20 protein-coding genes are annotated in these 20,175 nt (G+C 73.0%); 4 read left to right on the forward strand and 16 right to left on the reverse strand.

The features are described from left to right. Window positions 1-4: 4 nt before the first annotated feature. The 11 genes from rpoZ to Q1B24_RS12400 form a co-directional block, all read right to left on the reverse strand. A complete protein-coding gene (gene rpoZ, locus Q1B24_RS12350) occupies window positions 5-316 on the reverse strand; it encodes a DNA-directed RNA polymerase subunit omega (protein ID WP_172261153.1) in 312 nt (103 codons plus the stop codon). A 15-nt stretch (window positions 317-331) separates the two neighbouring features. Continuing rightward, the gene (gene gmk, locus Q1B24_RS12355) at window positions 332-916 is read right to left on the reverse strand and encodes a guanylate kinase (RefSeq protein WP_299928696.1); all 585 of its coding nucleotides are present in this window, start codon (window positions 914-916) and stop codon (window positions 332-334) included. After that, window positions 913-1,236: an integration host factor, actinobacterial type gene (gene mihF, locus Q1B24_RS12360; RefSeq protein WP_191280582.1), complete on the reverse strand. Its 324-nt coding sequence runs from the start codon at window positions 1,234-1,236 to the stop codon at window positions 913-915. Before mihF ends, gmk begins: the two co-directional genes overlap by 4 nt. 171 nt (window positions 1,237-1,407) lie before the next feature. Beyond that, complete coding sequence (locus Q1B24_RS12365; protein ID WP_299928708.1) at window positions 1,408-1,854, reverse strand: hypothetical protein; 447 nt, start codon at window positions 1,852-1,854, stop codon at window positions 1,408-1,410. Then, window positions 1,851-2,675: an orotidine-5'-phosphate decarboxylase gene (gene pyrF / locus Q1B24_RS12370; protein WP_299928711.1), complete on the reverse strand. Its 825-nt coding sequence runs from the start codon at window positions 2,673-2,675 to the stop codon at window positions 1,851-1,853. Before pyrF ends, Q1B24_RS12365 begins: the two co-directional genes overlap by 4 nt. Continuing rightward, window positions 2,672-3,535, reverse strand: coding sequence for a tRNA-dihydrouridine synthase (locus Q1B24_RS12375; protein WP_299928714.1), 864 nt, complete (start codon window positions 3,533-3,535; stop codon window positions 2,672-2,674). Before Q1B24_RS12375 ends, pyrF begins: the two co-directional genes overlap by 4 nt. Further along, a complete protein-coding gene (locus Q1B24_RS12380; RefSeq protein WP_299928716.1) occupies window positions 3,532-4,377 on the reverse strand; it encodes a hypothetical protein in 846 nt (281 codons plus the stop codon). Before Q1B24_RS12380 ends, Q1B24_RS12375 begins: the two co-directional genes overlap by 4 nt. After that, window positions 4,370-5,401, reverse strand: coding sequence for a quinone-dependent dihydroorotate dehydrogenase (locus Q1B24_RS12385; RefSeq protein ID WP_299928719.1), 1,032 nt, complete (start codon window positions 5,399-5,401; stop codon window positions 4,370-4,372). Before Q1B24_RS12385 ends, Q1B24_RS12380 begins: the two co-directional genes overlap by 8 nt. Before the next feature lie 2 nt (window positions 5,402-5,403). Then, on the reverse strand, window positions 5,404-8,730 hold the full coding sequence (gene carB / locus Q1B24_RS12390; protein WP_299928722.1) for a carbamoyl-phosphate synthase large subunit: 3,327 nt from the start codon (window positions 8,728-8,730) through the stop codon (window positions 5,404-5,406). Window position 8,731: 1 nt separating this feature from the next. After that, window positions 8,732-9,865, reverse strand: a complete 1,134-nt coding sequence (carA, locus tag Q1B24_RS12395) for a glutamine-hydrolyzing carbamoyl-phosphate synthase small subunit (RefSeq protein WP_299928725.1) — start codon at window positions 9,863-9,865, stop codon at window positions 8,732-8,734. A 128-nt stretch (window positions 9,866-9,993) separates the two neighbouring features. Beyond that, window positions 9,994-11,667, reverse strand: a complete 1,674-nt coding sequence (locus tag Q1B24_RS12400) for an ATP-binding cassette domain-containing protein (RefSeq protein WP_299928728.1) — start codon at window positions 11,665-11,667, stop codon at window positions 9,994-9,996. Between the two features lie 253 nt (window positions 11,668-11,920). On the opposite strand from Q1B24_RS12400, the gene Q1B24_RS12405 reads away from it, so the two are divergent. Next, a complete protein-coding gene (locus Q1B24_RS12405; RefSeq protein WP_299928872.1) occupies window positions 11,921-13,084 on the forward strand; it encodes an acetyl-CoA hydrolase/transferase C-terminal domain-containing protein in 1,164 nt (387 codons plus the stop codon). A gap of 140 nt (window positions 13,085-13,224) precedes the next feature. On the opposite strand, the gene Q1B24_RS12410 is transcribed toward Q1B24_RS12405, so the two are convergent. Further along, window positions 13,225-13,665: a VOC family protein gene (locus Q1B24_RS12410; RefSeq protein WP_299928731.1), complete on the reverse strand. Its 441-nt coding sequence runs from the start codon at window positions 13,663-13,665 to the stop codon at window positions 13,225-13,227. Window positions 13,666-13,697: 32 nt separating this feature from the next. On the opposite strand from Q1B24_RS12410, the gene Q1B24_RS12415 reads away from it, so the two are divergent. Both Q1B24_RS12415 and Q1B24_RS12420 read left to right on the forward strand, forming a co-directional pair. Further along, the gene (locus tag Q1B24_RS12415) at window positions 13,698-14,429 is read left to right on the forward strand and encodes a VOC family protein (protein ID WP_299928734.1); all 732 of its coding nucleotides are present in this window, start codon (window positions 13,698-13,700) and stop codon (window positions 14,427-14,429) included. A gap of 46 nt (window positions 14,430-14,475) precedes the next feature. Continuing rightward, entirely contained in the window at window positions 14,476-15,126 is a 651-nt protein-coding gene (locus tag Q1B24_RS12420) for a DUF3060 domain-containing protein (protein ID WP_299928737.1), read from the forward strand. A gap of 143 nt (window positions 15,127-15,269) precedes the next feature. Here Q1B24_RS12420 and Q1B24_RS12425 read toward each other — a convergent pair whose 3' ends face one another. From Q1B24_RS12425 to pyrR, 3 genes are read right to left on the reverse strand one after another with little or no spacing between them, the layout of a single operon-like run. After that, on the reverse strand, window positions 15,270-16,553 hold the full coding sequence (locus tag Q1B24_RS12425; RefSeq protein ID WP_299928740.1) for a dihydroorotase: 1,284 nt from the start codon (window positions 16,551-16,553) through the stop codon (window positions 15,270-15,272). Beyond that, window positions 16,553-17,491 carry an aspartate carbamoyltransferase catalytic subunit gene (locus tag Q1B24_RS12430; RefSeq protein ID WP_299928742.1) on the reverse strand — a complete coding sequence of 313 codons (939 nt, stop codon included), beginning with the start codon at window positions 17,489-17,491 and terminating at the stop codon, window positions 16,553-16,555. Before Q1B24_RS12430 ends, Q1B24_RS12425 begins: the two co-directional genes overlap by 1 nt. Further along, window positions 17,488-18,054, reverse strand: coding sequence for a bifunctional pyr operon transcriptional regulator/uracil phosphoribosyltransferase PyrR (gene pyrR / locus Q1B24_RS12435; protein ID WP_299928745.1), 567 nt, complete (start codon window positions 18,052-18,054; stop codon window positions 17,488-17,490). Before pyrR ends, Q1B24_RS12430 begins: the two co-directional genes overlap by 4 nt. Before the next feature lie 151 nt (window positions 18,055-18,205). Between pyrR and Q1B24_RS12440 the strand changes: the two genes are divergently transcribed. Then, window positions 18,206-18,817 carry a class I SAM-dependent methyltransferase gene (locus Q1B24_RS12440; RefSeq protein WP_299928748.1) on the forward strand — a complete coding sequence of 204 codons (612 nt, stop codon included), beginning with the start codon at window positions 18,206-18,208 and terminating at the stop codon, window positions 18,815-18,817. Window positions 18,818-18,826: 9 nt separating this feature from the next. Here Q1B24_RS12440 and Q1B24_RS12445 read toward each other — a convergent pair whose 3' ends face one another. Then, window positions 18,827-20,107, reverse strand: coding sequence for an acetyl-CoA C-acetyltransferase (locus tag Q1B24_RS12445; protein ID WP_299928751.1), 1,281 nt, complete (start codon window positions 20,105-20,107; stop codon window positions 18,827-18,829). Window positions 20,108-20,175: the final 68 nt, after the last annotated feature.

Raw genomic sequence — 20,175 nt, forward strand, 5'->3', positions numbered from 1 at the left:
CGCGTCACTCCGTGGCGTCGCCGGCAGCGGCCTCAGCGGCAGCGGCCTCGGCGGCGGGGTCGATGTCCTCGCAGGTCAGGAGGTCGTCGTTGATCTCGCGGAGCGCGATCGAGAGCGGCTTCTCCTGGACGTGGGTGTCCACGAGCGGGCCGACGTACTCCAGCAGGCCCTCGCCGAGCTGGGAGTAGTAGGCGTTGATCTGGCGGGCACGCTGGGCGCTGTAGAGCACCAGCTTGTACTTGCTGTCGGTCTTGGTGAGCAGGTCGTCGATCGAGGGGTTGGTCACGCCCTCGGCGGCGATGGTGGGAGAAGCCACGGTGTGGGTGCCTCGCTAGTCAGATGCGGATGGAGCAGGTCCAACCATCAAGGCTACCAACTCGTCAGCAGCGGCGTGAACTTCGTGGTTCACGATGGTGACGTCGAACTCGCTCTCGGCCGCCAGCTCCGCGCGGGCGGTCTCGAGCCGACGCTCCCGCTCGGCCTCGGTCTCGGTGCCGCGACCGACGAGACGGCGTACGAGCTCCTCCCACGACGGCGGCTTGAGGAAGACGAACAGCGCCTCCGGCATCGTCTCCCGCACCTGCCGGGCGCCCTGCAGGTCGATCTCGAGCATCGCGGGGTGCCCGGAGGCCAGGGCGAGGTCGACCGGGCCGCGAGGCGTGCCGTAGCGGGCGGCCTTGTGGACCACCGCCCACTCGAGCAGGTCGCCCTTGTCGATCATCGCGTCGAACTCCTCGTCGGAGACGAACCAGTAGTGCACGCCGTTCTCCTCGCCGGGGCGGGGCGCGCGCGTCGTGGCGGACACGGAGATCCACACCTCGGGGTGAGTCTCACGCACGGCCGCGGCGACCGTGCCCTTGCCCACGGCCGTGGGTCCGGCGAGGACGATCAGTCGGGAACGGGCGGAGTCGGTCACGAGGCGTCGGGGCCGAACTCACGCTCGAGCGCAGCGACCTGCTTGACGCCCAGGCCGCGCACCCGGCGGCTCTCGGCGATGCCGAGGCGCTCCATCACCTGGCGGGCCCGCACGCGGCCGAGGCCGGGCACCGACTGCAGGAGCTCGACGACGCGCATCTTGCCGATGACCTCGTTGGTCTGGCCCTCACGGAGCACGTCGACGATCGAGCCGCCCGAGTTCTTGAGGCGGTTCTTCACCTCGGCCCGCTCGCGTCGGGAGGCCGCAGCCTTGTCGAGGGCTGCCTGGCGCTGCTCGGGCGTCAGAGGGGGCAAGGCCACGAAAGCGATCCTTCTGGGGTCGGACGTGCGGGGTGCATGGTGCAGGAACAAGAGGCGTCGGACGGGGATCCGGGCGGTGCGGGTCAATCTAGTCAGGTCGCGTCGGGGCAGGCAATCGAGCCCGCGCGATTGCTCGGACGAGGTGACGTGCACGACACCCCCGGGCCGTCGCTACCTCGACAGCGGCGTCCCGCACACGTCGAGCGCGTGCTGCTCCACCTCGGTCATCGCCTCGACGGTGCCCGGCGAGCCGACCGCGCGGGCAGCCGCCTCGATCTCCTCACGGGCGTCGGCGGCCAGGCCTGCCGGCGGCTCGTCGGCGGTGTACGTCGACGGGTCGACGTCGTGCGCGGCGAGCACCTCCTCGAGCGCGCGCAACGGCTCCACGACCGCCGCCCAGTCGTCGGCGATGTCGCGTGGGGCCAGCTCGGCCAGCTGCTCGTAGTCGTCGAGGGCGTCGAACACGGCTCCGGCGTCCTCCGACGCCGCGACCTCGCTGAGCGCGGCCTGGTGCGCCTCGACCGCCTCGCAGTAGTCGGCCTGCGGGTCGCCCGAGCAGCCGCTCAGCGCCACGCTGGCCACGCAGACCAGCAGGACCGCCGGGGCGAGGAGCTTCACGCCCCCAAGCCTCGCACGGCGTCGTTGCCGCGCAGGGCGGCGTCACGCAGCGCGCCGACGTCGGGTCCGGCGCGCAGCACGTCGCGCGACGAGCTCGGGAGCGCCCACCGCGCGGCGGCTCCGAAGATGCGCGTCAGGTCGTCGACGGTGCCGCCCTGGGCGCCGAAGCCGGGCACCAGCAGGGGGCCGTTGATGTCGAGGTCCTCGTCGGTGTCGCCGATGGTGGCGCCGACGACCGCCCCGAACGAGCCGACGGGCGAGGCCCCGGCGTTGGCAGCGCGCAGGTGTGCCAGCACCGTGCCGGCCACGGTGGCGTCGCCGGTGCGCGCGTGCTGCACCTCCGGTCCCTCCTTGTTGGAGGTCAGCGCGAGGACGAACAGGCCGCCGCCGTGGCGACGGCAGGCCTCGAGCATCGGGTCGAGCGAGCCGAAGCCCAGGTAGGGGCTCGCGGTGACGGCGTCACAGCCGAGCGGCGAGGTGGGGTCGAGGTAGGCGTCGGCGTAGGCCTGGCTGGTCGAGCCGATGTCGCCACGCTTGGCGTCCATCAGCACCAGGGCCCCGGCCGCACGGGACTCCGCGACGACCCGCTCGAGGACCGCGACGCCGCGGCTGCCGAAGCGCTCGTAGAACGCGCTCTGCGGCTTGACGACCCCGACGACGGGGGCGACCGCCTCCACCACGGTGAGGGCGAACCGCTCCAGGGAGGCGACGTCGTCGCCGAGGCCCCACTCGTGCAGGAGCGCGGCGTGCGGGTCGATGCCGACGCAGAATCGTCCGCGCTCCTCGATCGCGTGGGCCAGGCGGGTGCCGAACGGCGTCATCGGTTCTCCTCGGGAGGGGCGGGGCGGGAGTCGTTGCGGGGACCGGGCGCGAGGGCCGCCCGCAGCCGGGCGACCGTGGTCGGGTCGTGGAGCAGGGCGGTGCCGACCTGTACGGCGTCGGCGCCGGCGTCGAGGTAGGCGTTGGCCGACCGGACGTCGTGGACGCCGCCGCACCCGATGGTGGGGACGTCGGGCAGGGCGCGGTGCACCTCGGCGACGCACCGCAGGGCGACCGGTGCGATGGCCGGCCCGCTGAGGCCGCCGGCCCGCCCGTCGGGGAAGGCGGCGGGTACGGCGTTGCCGATCACGACCGCGGTGGCACCGGCCTCGTGGCACGAGCGGGCGCCCTCGACGATGCGGGACACGTCGGGGCGCAGCTTGGCGAGCACGGGCCGGTCGGAGGGGAACTCGCGGCGCACGGCAGCGATGACGCTGGCCGAGTGGTAGGGCTCGCGCACCTCGAAGAGGCCGGCACCCACCTCGTCGGGCGCTCCGACGTTGACCTCGAGCCCGGCGACGCCGGGCGCGCGGCTGAGGCGGCGGGCGAGGTCGGCGTACTCCCCCATCGTCGAGCCGGCGATGGACACGAAGACGCGGGCACCTGCCCGCACCAGCCAGGGCAGCTCGGTCGCGAGGAAGTGCTCGAGCCCGGGGTTGGGCAGGCCGACGGCGTTGACCAGCCCGCCGGGCACCTCCGCGACGCGCGGCCCGGGGCCGCCGGCGCGGGCGTCGAGGGTGATCGAGCGGGTGACGAGGTCGAGGCCGACGAGGCCGTCCGGACCGGCGTAGGGCTCGAGCTCGCGCCCGGTGCCGCCACACCCGGCTGCGACCATCACGGGCCCCGGCAGGTCGGCGCTCACCGGTCGTCTCCCAGGGCGTCCCACCGGACCCGGTCGCCGCGGAGGACGGGGCCCTCGGCGCATGCGCGGACGACGCGCTCGACACCGTCCTCGCCGACGACGGGCAGCGGGCACCCGTGGCACAGGCCGGTGCCGCACGGGGTCGGCGTCTCGACCGCGACCTGGCTCCACGCACCGGCGCGCTCGGCGGCCCCTGCCGCGCTGCGGAGCACGGCGTGCGGTCCGGCGGCGTAGACGACGTCGGCGTCGCTGCGACGGACGAGGTCGTCGACGTGGTCGGCGACGGTGCCGCGCTGGCCGACCGAGCCGTCGGCGGTGAGGACGGTGACCGAGCGGGCCGAGCGGCGCGCCTCGAGCGCGGACAGCAGGCGCGCCTCGTCGGGTGCGGAGACGACGAGCGAGACGGCGCACCCGCGCTCACGGAGCCGTTCGGCGAGCGGGAAGAGCGGGGCCGCGGCGTAGCCCTCCCCGACGAGCAGGCACGACACCGCGTCCTTGGGCAGGGCGAAGGGCCGGCCGAGCGGACCGGTGATCGCGATCCGGGCGCCGACGGGCTGGGCTGCGAGCCACGCGGTGCCGCTCCCCCGGGCCTCGACGACGACGTCGAGCGTGGGACCGAACGCGCTGGAGGCCCTGACCCGGTGCACCCACAGCGCCCGCCGCGCGACGTGCCCGGCGACGGTGACCGCGACGAAGTTGCCCGCGCGGAACCGCTCGGGGACGCCCGGCGCGGTGAGGGTCAGGTGGCGGTAGCCGCCGACGCGCTTGGTGGCGACGACCTCGCCGTCGACGTGCACGCTGGGGTGGACGCTCCCCCGGGCCGGTCCCCGCTCGTCAGGCATCCGTGGCGAGACCCCGCACGATGCGTCGGGGCCACAGGGGCCCCTCGTAGACGAACGCGGTGTAGGCCTGCAGCAGGTCGGCACCGGCCGCGAGCCGGCGCCGCGCGTCGTCGACGGTGGTGATGCCGCCGACGCCGACCAGGGTGAGGTCGGGACCGACCCGCTCGCGCAGGAGGCGTACGACGTCCTCCGACCGCTGGGTGAGCGGACGCCCGCTCAGGCCGCCGGCGCCGACCTCCTCGACGCGGGCGGCCGGGGTGGCGAGGCCGTCGCGGCTGATCGTGGTGTTGGTGGCGATGATGCCGTCGAGCCCGGTCGCGAGGGCGAGGTCGGCCACGGCCAGGACGTCGTCGTCGCTGAGGTCGGGGGCGATCTTCACCAGCAGCGGCACCCGGTGGTCGGGGCGCACCTCGTCGGCGCGACGGCGTACGGCCCGCAGCAGGGGTTCGAGCTTCTCGACCGCCTGGAGGTCGCGGAGGCCGGGGGTGTTGGGCGAGGACACGTTGACGACGAGGTAGTCGGCGTAGGGGGCCAGCAGGCCGGCCGACTTCTCGTAGTCGCGGGCGGCCTCGTCCTCGGGCACGACCTTCGTCTTGCCGATGTTGACGCCGAGGATCGTCGAGCCGCCGCCGGCACGCCAGGCAGCGAGCCTGCGGGCCACGACCTCCGCGCCGTCGTTGTTGAAGCCCATCCGGTTGACGATCGCCCGGTCGGCCGTCAGCCGGAACAGGCGCGGCGTCGGGTTGCCGGGCTGCGTCTCACCGGTGACGGTGCCGACCTCGACGTGGCCGAAGCCGAGCGCGGCGAGCCCGTCGATGCCGACGGCGTTCTTGTCGAACCCGGCCGCCAGGCCGAGCGGGTGCGGGAACGTCAGGCCCAGGGCGCGCACCGGCGCCGAGGGCACGCGGACCGCCCGCCCGGTGACGGGGGCCGCCGCGCGGATCGCGCGGAACGCCGCGTGGTGGATCCGCTCGGGGTCGAACCGGGTCAGCGCCTGCTCGAAGACGACGTCGTAGGGGCGCACGGTCACACGGTCCGCGAGTCCGCGGCGAGCTGGGCCCAGTCCTGCAGCGAGCGCACGCCGATCTCACCGCGCCGCATCGCCTCGAGCCCCTGCACCGCAGCGCCGAGGCCCTGGATGGTGGTGATGCAGGGGATGTCGGTGAGCACTGCTGCGGTGCGGATGTCGTAGCCGTCGGCGCGCGGCGAGCCGCCACTGGTGGCGCCGTGCGGCGTGTTGATCACCAGGTCGACCTCGCGGTCGAGGATCAGCCCGACGATCGTCCGCTCGCCGCCCGGGCCCTCGCCCTCGGACTGCTTGCGCACCACCGTGGACTCGACGCCGTTGCGGCGCAGCACCTCGGCGGTCCCCGCGGTCGCGAGGATCTCGAAGCCCATGTCGGCGATCTGCTTGACCGGGAAGATCATGTGCCGCTTGTCGCGGTTGGCGACCGAGACGAACACCTTCCCCGACAGCGGGAGCGAGCCGTAGGCCGCGGCTTGGGCCTTGGCGAAGGCGGTGCCGAAGAACGCGTCGAAGCCCATCACCTCGCCGGTCGAGCGCATCTCCGGCCCGAGCAGCGCGTCGACGGTGCGACCGTCGGAGGTCTTGAACCGGTCGAAGGGCATGACCGCCTCCTTGACCGCGATCGGCGACCCGTCGGGCAGGTGCCCGCCGTCTCCCTCGGCCGGCAGCACGCCGGCGGTGCGCAGGTCGGCGACCGACTCACCCAGCATCACCCGCGCCGCGGCCTTGGCCAGCGGCGTGGCCGTCGCCTTGGACACGAACGGCACGGTCCGCGAGGCGCGCGGGTTGGCCTCGAGGACGTAGAGCACGTCGGAGGCGAGGGCGAACTGGATGTTGAGCAGCCCGCGCACCCCGAGCCCGCGGGCGATGGCCTCGGTGGAGCTGCGGATCCGGTCGATCTCCTCGCGACCGAGCGTGATCGGCGGCAGCGCGCACGAGGAGTCGCCGGAGTGGATGCCGGCTTCCTCGATGTGCTCCATCACGCCGCCGAGGAAGAGCTCGTCGCCGTCGAAGATCGCGTCGACGTCGATCTCGACCGCGTCGTCGAGGAAGCGGTCGACCAGAACCGGCTGGCGCTCGTTGATCAGGCCGTTGGCGACGTAGCGCTCGAGGTAGTGCTCGAGGGCGGCGTCGTCGTACACGATCTCCATGCCGCGCCCGCCCAGGACGTAGGACGGACGGACCAGCACCGGGTAGCCGATCTCGTGGGCGATCCGCTGCGCCTGGGGGTACGACGTCGCGGTGCCGTGCTTGGGTGCCGGCAGGCCGGCGTCGGCGAGGACGCGGCCGAAGGCGCCGCGCTCCTCCGCGAGGTGGATCGCCTCGGGGGTGGTGCCGACGATCGGCACGCCCGCGTCCGCGAGGCCCTGCGCCAGGCCGAGGGGCGTCTGCCCACCGAGCTGGCACACGACGCCGGCGACCGGGCCGGCCTGCTGCTCGGCATGGACGATCTCGAGGACGTCCTCCAGCGTCAGCGGCTCGAAGTAGAGCCGGTCGGAGGTGTCGTAGTCGGTGCTGACCGTCTCCGGGTTGCAGTTGACCATGATCGTCTCGTAGCCGGCCTCGGCCAGCGCGAGCGAGGCGTGGACGCAGCTGTAGTCGAACTCGATGCCCTGGCCGATGCGGTTGGGGCCGGAGCCGAGGATGATCACGGCCTCCTTGCCCTCGGCGCGGGGCTGCACCTCGGTCTCCTCGTCGTAGGACGAGTAGTGGTAGGGCGTCTGTGCGGCGAACTCGGCCGCACACGTGTCGACGGTCTTGAAGACCGGACGGATGCCCAGCGCATGGCGCACGCCGCGCACGACGTCGGCGGACAGCCCGCGGATCTTGCCGACCTGCTCGTCGGAGAAGCCGTGGCGCTTGGCCAGCCGCAGCAGGTCGGGCGTCAGCTCGGTGGCCTCGATGAGCTGCACGGCGACCTCGTTGATCAGCGCGAGCTGGTCCACGAACCACGGGTCGATGGCGGTGGCCTCGAAGATCTCCTCGGGCGTCGCGCCGGCCCGGATGGCGTCCATGACCTTCTTGAGCCGGCCGTCGTGCGGGACGCGGATCTCCTCGAGCAGCGACGCCTTGTCGAGCTCGACGTACTCCTTGTGCCAGTCGAACGGCGCGTGCTTGCTCTCCAGCGAGCGCAACGCCTTCTGCAGCGCCTCGGTGAAGTTGCGACCGATCGCCATCGCCTCGCCCACCGACTTCATGTGCGTGGTGAGCGTCGGGTCGGCCTCGGGGAACTTCTCGAACGCGAACCGCGGCACCTTGACCACGACGTAGTCGAGCGTGGGCTCGAACGACGCCGGCGTCTCCTGGGTGATGTCGTTCTGGATCTCGTCGAGGGTGTAGCCGATGGCGACCTTGGCGGCGATCTTGGCGATCGGGAAGCCGGTGGCCTTGGACGCGAGGGCGGAGGACCGCGAGACGCGCGGGTTCATCTCGATGACGATCAGGCGGCCGTCGGCGGGGTTGACGGCGTACTGGATGTTGCAGCCGCCGGTGTCGACGCCGACGGCGCGGATGATCGCGATCGCGAGGTCGCGCATCTTCTGGTACTCGCGGTCGGTGAGCGTCAGGGCCGGGGCGACGGTGATCGAGTCGCCGGTGTGGACGCCCATCGGGTCGAGGTTCTCGATGGAGCAGACGATGACGCTGTTGTCGGCGCTGTCGCGCATCACCTCGAGCTCGTACTCCTTCCAGCCGAGGATGGACTCCTCGAGGAGCACCTCGGTGGTCGGGCTGGCGGCCAGGCCGGCACCGCCGATGCGACGCAGGTCGGCCTCGTCGTAGGCCATCCCGGACCCGGTGCCGCCCATCGTGAAGGACGGGCGGACGACCATCGGGTAGCCGAGGTCGTCGGCCGCGGCGAGCAGGTCGTCCATCGAGTGGCAGATGACGCTGCGGGCGGACTCGCCGCCGAGCTGCTCGACGATCTTCTTGAACTGCTGGCGGTTCTCGCCGCGCTCGATCGCCTCGATGGAGGCGCCGATCAGCTCGACGCCGTACTTCTCGAGCACGCCGGCCTTGTCGAGGGCCATCGCGCAGTTGAGCGCCGTCTGGCCGCCGAGCGTGGCGAGGAGCGCGTCGGGGCGTTCCTTGGCGATGACCTTCTCGACGTAGTCGGGGGTGATCGGCTCGACGTAGGTTGCGTCGGCGAACTCCGGGTCGGTCATGATCGTGGCCGGGTTGGAGTTGACCAGCACGACCCGCAGACCCTCCTGGCGCAGCACCCGGCACGCCTGGGTGCCGGAGTAGTCGAACTCGCAGGCCTGGCCGATGATGATCGGCCCGGAGCCGATGACCAGGACGCTCTGGATGTCGGTGCGCTTGGGCATGTCAGGCGTCCTTCCGGTCGGACATGAGATCGCAGAAGCGGTCGAAGAGGTACGCCGCGTCGTGCGGGCCGGCCGCGGCCTCGGGGTGGTACTGCACCGAGAACGACGTGAGCCGGCCCTCGGCGTCGCGGAGCTCGAGGCCCTCGACGACGTCGTCGTTGAGGCACACGTGGCTCACCGTCGCCACGCCGAACTCGGTGGTCGTCGAGCCCTCGAGCGGGGCGTCGACGGCGAAGCCGTGGTTGTGCGCGGTGACCTCGACCTTGCCGGTGGTGCGGTCCATCACCGGCTGGTTGATGCCGCGGTGGCCGTACTTGAGCTTGTAGGTGCCGAAGCCCAGCGCGCGGCCGAAGAGCTGGTTGCCGAAGCAGATCCCGAAGTAGGGGATGCCTGCGCGCAGCGCGTCCTGCAGCAGCTGCACCTGACCGGTGGTGGCCGCGGGGTCACCGGGCCCGTTGGAGAAGAACAGCCCGTCGGGGCCGACCGCCCGGACCTCGTCGATCGTCGCGGTGGCCGGCAGCACGTGCACCTCGATGCCGCGCTCGCTCATCATCCGCGGGGTGTTGGACTTGATGCCGAGGTCGATCGCGGCGACCGTGAAGCGCTTCGTGCCCTGCGCGGGGACGACGTAGGCCTCGCTCGTGCTCACCGCCTCGCTGAGGTTCGAGCCGGCCATCTCGCCGGAGGCGAGGACCCGCTCGAGCAGGCGCTGGGGGTCGGTCTCCGTGGTCGAGATGCCGACGCGCATCGCACCGCGCTCGCGCAGGTGACGGGTCAGCGCGCGGGTGTCGACCCCGCTGATGCCGACCACGCCCTGGTCGCGCAGGTCGTCGTCGAGGCTGCGCACGCTGCGCCAGCTGGACGGGACGCGGGCGGGGTCGCGCACGACGTAGCCGGCGACCCAGATGCGCGAGGACTCGGTGTCCTCGTCGTTCATGCCGGTGTTGCCGACGTGCGGGGCGGTCATCACGACGACCTGGCGGTGGTAGCTGGGGTCGGTCAGCGTCTCCTGGTAGCCGGACATGCCGGTGGAGAACACCGCCTCGCCGAAGGTCTCACCCTCGGCTCCGAACGACTCACCGCGAAAGGTGCGACCGTCCTCGAGGACCATGATCGCTGGGGCAGGCAGAGCCATGCCGTACCTCCTTCTCCGCCTCACGGGACGGATCGTTAAAGGATGTTCGAGCCGACGCCGACCCTATCAGCGACGCCGCTTCCCTCCGGCATCGCGTCGGCCTGTCGAGACGGCGTCCTCGGGCGGCCTCACCACGGCGCGAGGGCGAGCTCGGGGCCGTCCCACCGGCGGCGCAGGCAGCGGTCGTGCGAGGCCAGGACGACCCCTCCGGGTGCCGTCGCGAGCGCCTCCTCGAGCTCGCCCGCGAGCGCGAGCGAGACGTGGTTGGTGGGCTCGTCGAGGAGCAGGAGGTCGGGCGCCGCTGCGATCGCGACCGCGAGACCGAGCCGTCGGCGCTGGCCCACGGAGAGGTGGCCGACCGGCGTGCGGTGGTCGCGCGGGTGGAGCAGGCCGAGCTCCCGCAGCGCGGGCGCCGCGGGCAGGTGCCGCACCGCGTCGTCGTACGTCGCCAGGGCGGAGCGGCGGCGGTCGCCGGGCGCCGGGTCCTGGGTGAGCTCGCGGACGGTGCGGGCCGAGACGTGCACCGTGCCGCCCGTGGGCTCCAACCGGCCGGCCAGGACCCCGAGCAGGGTGGACTTGCCCGATCCGTTGGCCCCGGTCAGGAGCAGGTGCTCGCCGGCCGCGAGGTCGACCCGGTCCACCCGCATCCGCCCCGCGACCTCGAGGTCGCGCCCCTGGACCAGCCGTCCGCTGGCCACGGCCGTGAGTGCGCCGCGGAACGCGAGCGGCGCCGGGGGCTTGCGCACCTGCTCCCGCTCGGCGGCCGCCAGCCGGCGCTGCGCGTCCTTCTTGCGCCGGGCGAGCGTCTGCTCCACGCGCCCACCCTTGAAGGAGTAGATGAACTTGTCGCCGTCGCTGGGGCCCCGGTCGTGCGCGATCGCCGACGTGCCGATCCGGGTCGCGTCCCGCAGCCGGCCGATCTCCTCCTGCTGCGCGGCGTAGGTCTCCTCCCAGCGCCGGCGGGCGTCGGCGCGGGCGGCCTCGTAGGCCGTCCACCCGCCACCGAAGCGGCGCCCTCCGCGACCGTCGGTGCCCATCTCGCCCGCGTCGAGGTCGACCAGGTCGGTGCACACGTCGTCCAGCAGCACCCGGTCGTGGCTGGCCAGCACCACGACGCCCGGCAGCTCGCGCAGGAACCCGGTCAGCACCTCGATCGCGTCGTCGTCGAGGTGGTTGGTGGGCTCGTCGAGCAGCAGGCAGGACGGACGCGTGGTCATGATCGTGGCGAGCGCGAGCCGGGTGCGCTGGCCGCCCGACAACGTGCCGACGACCCGGTCGGCGTCGAGGTCGGCGAGGCCGAGCCGGGCGGCAGCGACCTCGGCGCGCCGGTCCGCGTCCCACGCGTCGTGGGCGACGGCCGTCTCCAGAGCACGCTCGTAGGCGGCGGCGCCCTCGGCGGTGCCGACCGTGGCGGCGAGCCGCTCGACGTCGGCGACGGCGGTCCGCAGGGGCGCCAGCGTCATGGCGAGCACCTCGGCGACGGTCGCTGCGTCCCGGAACGGTGGCTCCTGGCCGAGGAGCACCAGGTCGTCGGGGGCGGTGACGGTCCCCGACACCCTCGCCCGCTCGGGCAGCCGGCCGGCCACTGCGCGCAGGAGCGCGGACTTGCCGACGCCGTTCTCGCCGACGAGGCCGATGCGCCGGCCCGGTTGCGCGAGCAGGTCGATCCCCGTCAGGACCGTGCGGTCGGGGTAGGTGACCGAGAGGCCGGTGACGACCAGCGGCACGAGGCCGGAGGGGACGGCGGCACCGGTGGCGGCGGTGGGCGACGAGGAGGGGGAAGAAGACGAGGAAGCAGGCATGCGGACGTCCTGGAGGGGTTCAGGGAGGACTCGCCGGGCCTCGGGCGCACGTGTGCGCCGCCGCGGACGCGAGTCGGGTCAGTCCTGGATCCACATGATGACCAACAGCCTAGGCGGTCCGGGCCGGACGGCCCAGCGGTTTTCCGCGCCCTCCTGCCACGCTGGGGCCATGGCTGATCGCATGCGTGTCGTCGAGGTCGAGCAGGCCGTCCGTGAGGTGCGCGAGCACTGCGCGTCCCTCGAGAGCCCACGGGTGGTGACGAGCGGCAACTTCGCCTCGCCGGTCACCCTGCTGGGCCCGCTGCTGGCGGACCTGCCGGCAGCCCGGCTGCACGCGCTCAACGCGCAGCCCGACCTGCCGATCCACGACGGCGTGGTCCCGGAGACGACGTTCGTGGGTCCGGGGTTCCGCCGGCACCCGCGGCTGGTCTACGTGCCCTGCCGGCTGTCGATGGTCCCCCGGCTCTTCCACGGACCCCTCGCCCCCGACGTCGTGGTCGTGCACACCACGATGCCGCGCGACGGACAGGTCTCCCTCGGCCTCGAGGTCAACGTGCTGCCCGCCGCCATCGAGGCGGCCCGCGCCCGCGGTGCCCTCGTGGTCGCGCAGCTCAACCCGCGGATGCCGTGGACCTTCGGCGACGCGGAGGTCCCGCTCGACGCCATCGACCTCGGGGTCGAGGTGGATGTGCCGCTGACCACCCACGTCGCCCGGCCACCGAGCGACGACGCCCGGTTGATCGGCTCCCGCGTCGCCGCCGAGATCGGCGACGGGGCGACCCTGCAGGCCGGCATCGGCGAGGTGCCGGACGCCACGATCGCGGGCGTGCTGGAGCGTCGCAGCCTGAAGGTGTGGACCGAGATGTTCAGCGACGGCGTCCTCGTCCTCGAGGAGGCCGGTGCCCTCGACCGCGGCACCCCGTTGCGTACGTCGTTCGTGTTCGGCAGCCAGGCGCTCTACGACTGGGTCGACGACAACCCCCGGGTGCGGATGCTGCGCACCGAGGCGACCAACTCCCCCGCCGCGATCGCCCAGCAGCCGGCGATGACGTCGATCAACACGGCCCTGCAGGTCGACCTGTTCGACCAGGCCAACGCGTCCCGGATCGGCACCCGCATCTACAGCGGGTTCGGCGGCCAGACCGACTTCACCGTGGGCGCCAGCCACTCACCCGGCGGTCGGGCGTTCCTCGCCCTGCGCAGCTGGCACCCCCGCGCCGACGTCTCGACGATCGTGCCGCTCGTCGACGAGCCGGTGACGTCGTTCCAGCACGGGGCGGTGGTCACCGAGCAGGGCATCGCGTGGATGTGGGGCCGCAGCGAGCGCGAGCAGGCCCGCAACCTGATCGAGCACGCCGCCCACCCCCGGGTCCGCGACGACCTCTGGGAGGAGGCACGCGGGCTCGGGCTCGCCTGAGCGCGCGGCGCTCCGAGCACGGTGGGGAACGAGATGCAGGATGCTCGGCCCGGATGACCTGCGTCTCGTTCCCCAGCCGACCGGTTTCAGCCGATCGTCCGGCCGCCGAGACGGGACGCCCAGCGCTCGACCAGCCGCGCTCAGGCCACGAACACGCAGAAGACGTGTCCCTCGGGACTGGCGTAGGCCCGCAGCGGCTCCTCCGCGTCGTCGCTCCGGTCCAGGCGCAGCTCGCCACCGAGCTCCAGCACGAGGGCGTGCACAGCGTCGAGCGCCGACCGCGACGGGACGGTGGTGTCGAGGTGCGAGACCGACGGGTGGCCCGGCTCCGGCCACCGGCTCTCCGGCAGCTCCGCCACCGCCTGCACCGCCAGGCAGCGACGACCGTCGGGGTGGGTGAGCGCCAGCCAGTCCTTGACGTCGTCGGTCCCGTCGTCCGGCGCCTCGTCTCCGGGCCGGTAGGTCAGCCCGAGCAGCATCCGCCAGAACTCTGCCTCCCGGCGCACGTCCCGGGCATCGAGCACGGTGTGCAGCAGCTGCGGAACGGCTGGCGGGAAGTCGGCGGGATTACGGGCGTCCATCGTTCGACCCTAGAGCGTGTGAGGATCTCTCGATGACCGCCCGACCCGACTGGATCCAGCTGTTCCTCGACACCCCGGCAGGCGCGTACGAGGAGGCAGTCGCGTTCTGGTCGGCCGTCACGGGGTGGACGCCGTCCGAGCGGCGCGGCGAGGACGGGCAGTTCCTCACGCTGCTGCCGCCGGCGGGAGCGGCGTACGTCAAGGTGCAGGCCGTCGACGGGTCCGCGGGCGTGCACCTCGACCTCGACTCCGCCGACCGCCCGGCAGCGGTCGCCCGGGCCCATGAGCTCGGGGCGACGTCCGCCTGGACCCACCACGACGTCGAGGTGATGCGCTCGCCCGGCGGCCTGGTCTTCTGCCACACCCTCGTCGACGGCGAGCCGAGCCTGGTCCGCGACGGAGCGACGATCCTCGACCAGGTCTGCCTCGACGTCCCCGCCGCACACTGGGAGTCCGAGGTGGCGTTCTGGTCCGGGCTGACGGGCCGCGGGGTCCAGGTCGGCTCGCTTCCCCAGTTCGCGCGGCTCGTCGAGTACGGCCGGCTGCGGATCCTGCTGCAGCGGCTCGACGAGTCGGAGGGTCCCGTGCGGGCGCACCCGGACCTCGCGACGGCCGACCGCGCGCGCGACGCCGAGGAGCACGTCCGCCTCGGCGCGCGGCTGGAGCGGGTCTTGGACCACTGGACCGTCCTCACCGCACCCGGCGGCCAGGTCTACTGCCTCACGGACCGCGACCCGTCGACCGGCCTCGCGGCCGGCGTGTGACCGAGCCCACGACCCACCCCGCCCCGGCTCTGCGTACTGTCGGTATGTGACTTCTCGCCACCGCGTCCTGCCCGCCGTCCTCGTTGCCGTCGCGCTCACCGCGGCCGGCGGGACCGCGCTTCCCGCGCAGGCCGCGGGCATCGCGGTGCCCGTCCAGTGCGAGACCGGCGCCGAGACCGTGCTCGCCTGGGACGACGTGACCTATGACCTGCGAGGCACGTGCGGCGTCGTACGGGTGAGCGCCGACCACGCGACCGTCACGATGCCGACCGCCACCCGCCTCGTCCTGGAGGGCACGGGCAACGCGGTCACCGCCAAGCCGTTGTACGACGTCGAGGTGACGGGGGCCGGCTACAGCGTCACCACCCCGTCCGTGCGGTCGCTGTCCGTCACCGGGGCCGGCACCACGGTCGCCGTCTCCGGGCTCGTGGAGTCCGCCGAGCTGGCCAGCACCTCGTCCTCGCTCACCGCCGACGTCGTCAACCTCGTCCGGCTGCGCGGCGCCGACGCCGTGACGGCCCGCAAGGCCTACCGCACGCGCATCACCGGCTCGGACAACACCGTCGGTCTGCGACGCGCCGGCAAGGTCGTCCTCACCGGCGACCGCAACACCGTCACCGTCGCCCGGGGCCGTACGACGCTCCGCGACCGCGGAGCCGACAACGTGCTCGACCTGCGCCCCCGCCGCCGCCGCTGAGCGCCCGGGCGGCACCGCTGATGGATTTCCACCCGTGTGCGTGGAAGTCCATCCGGGCCTGAGCGTGGGACGCCCGCATACGCGCTGAACTTCCACGCGTGGGCGTGGAAGTCCAGGCACGAGGGCCCGGCTCAGGTACGACGTCAGGCCAGCGCGCCGTCGCGCACGGTCACCCGACCGGCGTACACCGTGTGCACCACCCGCGAGCTCAGGCTGCGCCCGTGCCACGGGTTGTTGCGGGAGAGCGAGGCCGAGGCGTCGCGGTCGACCGTGACGGAGGCCGTCGGGTCGACGAGCACGACGTGGGCCGGCGAGCCGGGCTCGAGCGGTCGGCCCTGCTCGGCCAGGCCGGCGATCCGGGCCGGGGTCGTCGACATGACCCGGGCGACGTCGGTCCAGGACAGGTCGGGCAGCGCGGTGCGGACGACGCCGAGCGCCGTCTCGATGCCGAGCATCCCGAAGGCCGCGTCGACGAACGCGTGCTCCTTGTCGTGGCGCGCGTGCGGCGCGTGGTCGGTCGCGACGGCGTCGATGGTGCCGTCGACGAGCGCCGCGCGGAGCGCGTCGACGTCCTCCTGCGGGCGCAGCGGCGGGTTCACCTTGTAGGTCGGGTCGTAGCCGGTGAGCAGGTCGGTGGTGAGCAGCAGGTGGTGCGGGGTCACCTCGGCGGTGACCTCCCAGGTGCCGTCGCGCTGCGCCTGCGCCTTCGCCCACCGCAGCACATCGACCGAGCCGGCGGTGGAGACGTGGGCGACGTGCACCCGCGAGCCCGTGTGGCGGGCGAGCATCACGTCACGGGCGACGATGACCTCCTCCGCGATCCCGGGCCAGCCGGGGAGCCCGAGCCGACCGGACAGCTCCCCCTCGTGGCAGCACGCGGCCGGTCCCGCGAGCGTGGGGTCCTGCGAGTGTTGCGAGACGACGCCGCCGAACGCCTTGACGTACTCCAGCGCCCGGCGCATCACCCGCGCGTCGTGCACGCACTTGCCGTCGTCGGAGAAGACCTTGACCGCGGCGCGCGAGCGGTGCATCAGGCCCAGCTCGGCGAGCTCCTCGCCGGCCAGCCCCCGCGTCACCGCACCGACCGGCTGCACGTGCACCAGGCCCGCCTCGCGGCCGAGCTCCCACACCCGGGTGGCGGCCTCGGCGGTGTCGGTCACGGGCGAGGTGTTGGCCATGGCGAGCACGGCGGTGTAACCGCCGAGGGCCGCTGCCTGCGAGCCGGTGAGGATGGTCTCGGCGTCCTCGCGTCCCGGTTCGCGCAGGTGGGTGTGCAGGTCGACCAGACCGGGCAGGGCGACCAGACCGTCGGCGTCGACGGTCTCCGCGCCGGCCGGCGCCTCGTCGACGAGCACGCCCGCGTCGTCGACGTACAGGTCCCGGGTCTGCTCGCCGAGCAGCGAGGCTCCCTTGATCACCAGCGACATCAGGCAATTCCTCCCCGGGTGTCCCCGGCCAGCAGGTGGTAGAGCACGGCCATCCGGATCGCCAGGCCGCTGGAGACCTGCTCCAGCACGACCGACTGGGCCGCGTCGGCGGCGTCGGCGGCGATCTCGAGGCCGCGGTTCATCGGTCCGGGGTGGCAGATCGGGACGTCCGGCTTGAGCAGGGCGAGCCGGTTGCGGGTGAGGCCGTAGCCGACCGTGTACTCGCGCGGGCTCGGGAAGAACGCGCCCGACATCCGCTCGCGCTGGACCCGCAGCATCATCACGGCGTCGGCGTCCGGCAGCACCGAGTCGATGTCGTACGACGTCTCGAACCCCGCCGCGGCCGACCACGCGCCGATGCCGCTGGGCATGAGCGTCGGTGGCGCGACGACGGTGACGCGGGCGCCCAGCCGGGTCAGGCACTGGATGTTGGAGCGGAAGACGCGGCTGTGGGCCAGGTCACCGATGATCGCGACGTGCCGGCCCTCGAGCGAGCCGAGGTGGCGCTGGAGGGTGTAGGCGTCGAGCAGCGCCTGGGTGGGGTGCTCGTGCATCCCGTCGCCGGCGTTGACCACCGCGGCGTCGACCCACTGGCTGACCTGCACGGCCGCGCCGCTGGCGGGGTGGCGGATGACGAGGCCGTCGACGCCCATCGCGCAGACGGTGAGCACCGTGTCACGCAGGCTCTCGCCCTTCGACGTGCTCGAGCCCTTGGCGCTGACGTTGATGACGTCGGCGGAGAGCCACTTGCCGGCGATCTCGAACGACGACCGGGTACGGGTGGAGTCCTCGAAGAACATGTTGACGACCGTGCGGCCGCGCAGCGCCGGCAGCTTCTTGACCTCTCGGCTCTGCACGTCGTGCATGTCGGCGGCGGTCTCGAAGAGCTGGTGGATCTCGTCGGTCGACAGGTCGTCGATAGACAGCAGGTGCTTCACGAGATCGTCACCTCGTCGCTGCCGTCGACCTCGGCCAGCCGGACGCTGACGCGCTCGGCGAGGGCGCTGGGGAGGTTCTTGCCGACGTGGTCGGCGCGGATCGGCAGCTCGCGGTGCCCGCGGTCGACGAGCACGGCCAGGCGTACGGCGGCGGGCCGGCCGAGGTCGGCGAGCGCGTCGAGGGCGGCCCGGATGGTGCGCCCGGAGAACAGCACGTCGTCGACGAGGACGACGACCTTCTCGTCGATGCCGCCGGGGGGAAGCGCGGTCTTGTGGGCACGCCGGGTCGGCTGCGAGCGCAAGTCGTCGCGGTACATCGTCACGTCGAGCTCGCCGACCGCGACCGGGGCGCCCTCGACGGCGGCGATCTTCTCGGCGATCCGCCTCGCGAGGGGTACGCCGCGGGTGTGCAGGCCGAGCAGCACCAGGTCGGTGGCGCCCTTGTTGCGCTCGAGCAGCTCGTGCGAGATCCGGGTCAGCGCCCGGGAGATGTCACGGGCGTCCAGGACCGTGCGGTCCGGACGGTCGGTGCCGGGGTCGGTCTCTTCGGTGGTGGCAGGCATCTGCGCGCCGGACCTCCTTCTCCGCCTCACGGGACGGCTCGTTAAAGGATGTCGATCGCTGGTGACCCTAGCAGCCGGGCGGGTCCGGGACCGGGACAGGAGTAGGCTCGAGAGGAGCGGTACTTCCCGCTTCGCAGGTCAGGAACTCCACATGGGCATCGGCTACGCCATCGCATACCGCGCCGGGATCACCCCGTGGGAGAAGGCCGGTCGCCAGGACCTGCCCACCCTCGAGCACCTCCTCGAACGCGAGGAGGCCCTGCGCCCCGACCGCGTCCGCCACGCGATCGACCTCGGATGCGGCCGCGGCTTCACCACCAAGGTCCTCCTCGATCGCGGCTGGGACGCCATGGGGGTCGACAACGTGCGCCAGGCCGTCGACGTCGCCGTGCGTCGCAACGGCCTCGACGACGCACGGTTCGTCATCGGCGACGTGCGGCACCTCGTCCACTCCGGCGTCGGCAGCCGGTTCGACCTGTTCCTCGACATCGGCTGCTTCCAGAGCCTCGACGACGCCGGGCGCACCCTCATGGCGGGCGGCGTCACCGAGCTCGCGGAACCGGACGCCACCATCTTGATGCGCACGGGTGGACCGCGAGCCTGGCCGGTGCGCCCGAGGCAGGTCGTCCGCCGCGACATCGAGCGGGCCTACCGCGGTTGGACCGTGACCGCGGTCTCGGGCGTCGGGTCGACCGACACGACGGGACCCGCCCGTGCGTCGGACGGCCGCAGCGGTGAGTGGTTCCGGCTCACCCGCCCCTGACCTGGCCGGTCAGCGCTCCAGGATCGCGACCACGCCCTGGCCACCGGCGGCGCAGATCGAGATCAGCGCGCGGCCTGAGCCCTTCTGGGCCAGCAGCTTGGCGGCGACCGGGAGGATCCGGCCGCCGGTCGCGGCGAACGGGTGGGCGGCAGCGAGCGAGGAGCCGTTGACGTTGAGCTTGTCCCGGTCGATCGAGCCGAGCGGGGCGTCGAGGCCGAGGCGCTCCTTGCAGAACACCGGGTCCTCCCAGGCCGCGAGCGTGGACAGCACCTGGGAGGCGAAGGCCTCGTGGATCTCGTAGTAGTCGAAGTCCTGCAGCGTGAGGCCGTTGCGCGCCAGCATGCGAGGGACGGCGTACGCCGGCGCCATGAGCAGGCCCTCGTGCCCGTTGACGTAGTCGACGGCTGCGGTCTCGGCGTCGACGAGGTGGGCGAGCACCGGCAGGCCCCGCTCCTCGGCCCAGTCGTCGCTCGAGAGCAGGACCGCGGACGCGCCGTCGGACAGCGGGGTGCTGTTGCCGGCGGTCATCGTGGCGGCCACGCCCTTGCCGAAGACAGGCTTGAGGGTGGCGAGCTTCTCGACCGTCGAGTCGGGGCGCAGGTTGTTGTCGCGCTCGACGCCGCGGAACGCCGTGATGAGGTCGTCGTGGAAGCCCTCGTCGTAGGAGCGGGCCAGGTGGTGGTGCGAGCGTGCGGCCAGCTCGTCCTGGGCCTCGCGGGTGATCCGCCACTCGAGCGCGGTGAGCGCGGCGTGCTCACCCATCGAGAGCCGGGTGCGGGGCTCGCCGTTCTGGGGGATGTCGAGGCCGATGTCGCCGGGGCGGATGGCGCCAAGGGCCTTGAGCCGGCTGGCGGTGTCCTTGGCGGAGTTGACCCTCATCAGCTTCTTGCGCAGCTTGTCGCTGATGGCGACCGGTGCGTCGGAGGTGGTGTCGGTGCCGCCGGCGACACCGGCGTCGATGACCCCGAGGGCGATCTTGTTCGCCACCTGGATCGCCGCCTGCAGCCCGGTGCCGCACGCCTGCTGGATGTCGGTGGCCGGCGTCTCGGGGGCCAGCCGGGACCCGAGCACGCACTCGCGGGTGAGGTTGAAGTCGCGCGAGTGCTTGAGCACCGCGCCGGCCACGACCTCACCGAGCCGTTCGCCGCGCAGCTCGAACCGGTCGACGAGGCCGTCGATGGCGGCGGTCAGCATCTCCTGGTTGGAGACGCCGGCGTAGACGGTGTTGGACCGGGCGAACGGGATGCGGTTGCCGCCGACGACGGCGACCGGACGCGTGGTGGGCTGCATGTTCCTATCCTTGCCGGAGAGTCGCCCCCCGCCAACGGCGTGAGGGGCACGTCACGAAAAGTGGACTC

The organism is uncultured Nocardioides sp. (genome assembly GCF_947488025.1).
GTDB lineage: Bacteria > Actinomycetota > Actinomycetes > Propionibacteriales > Nocardioidaceae > Nocardioides.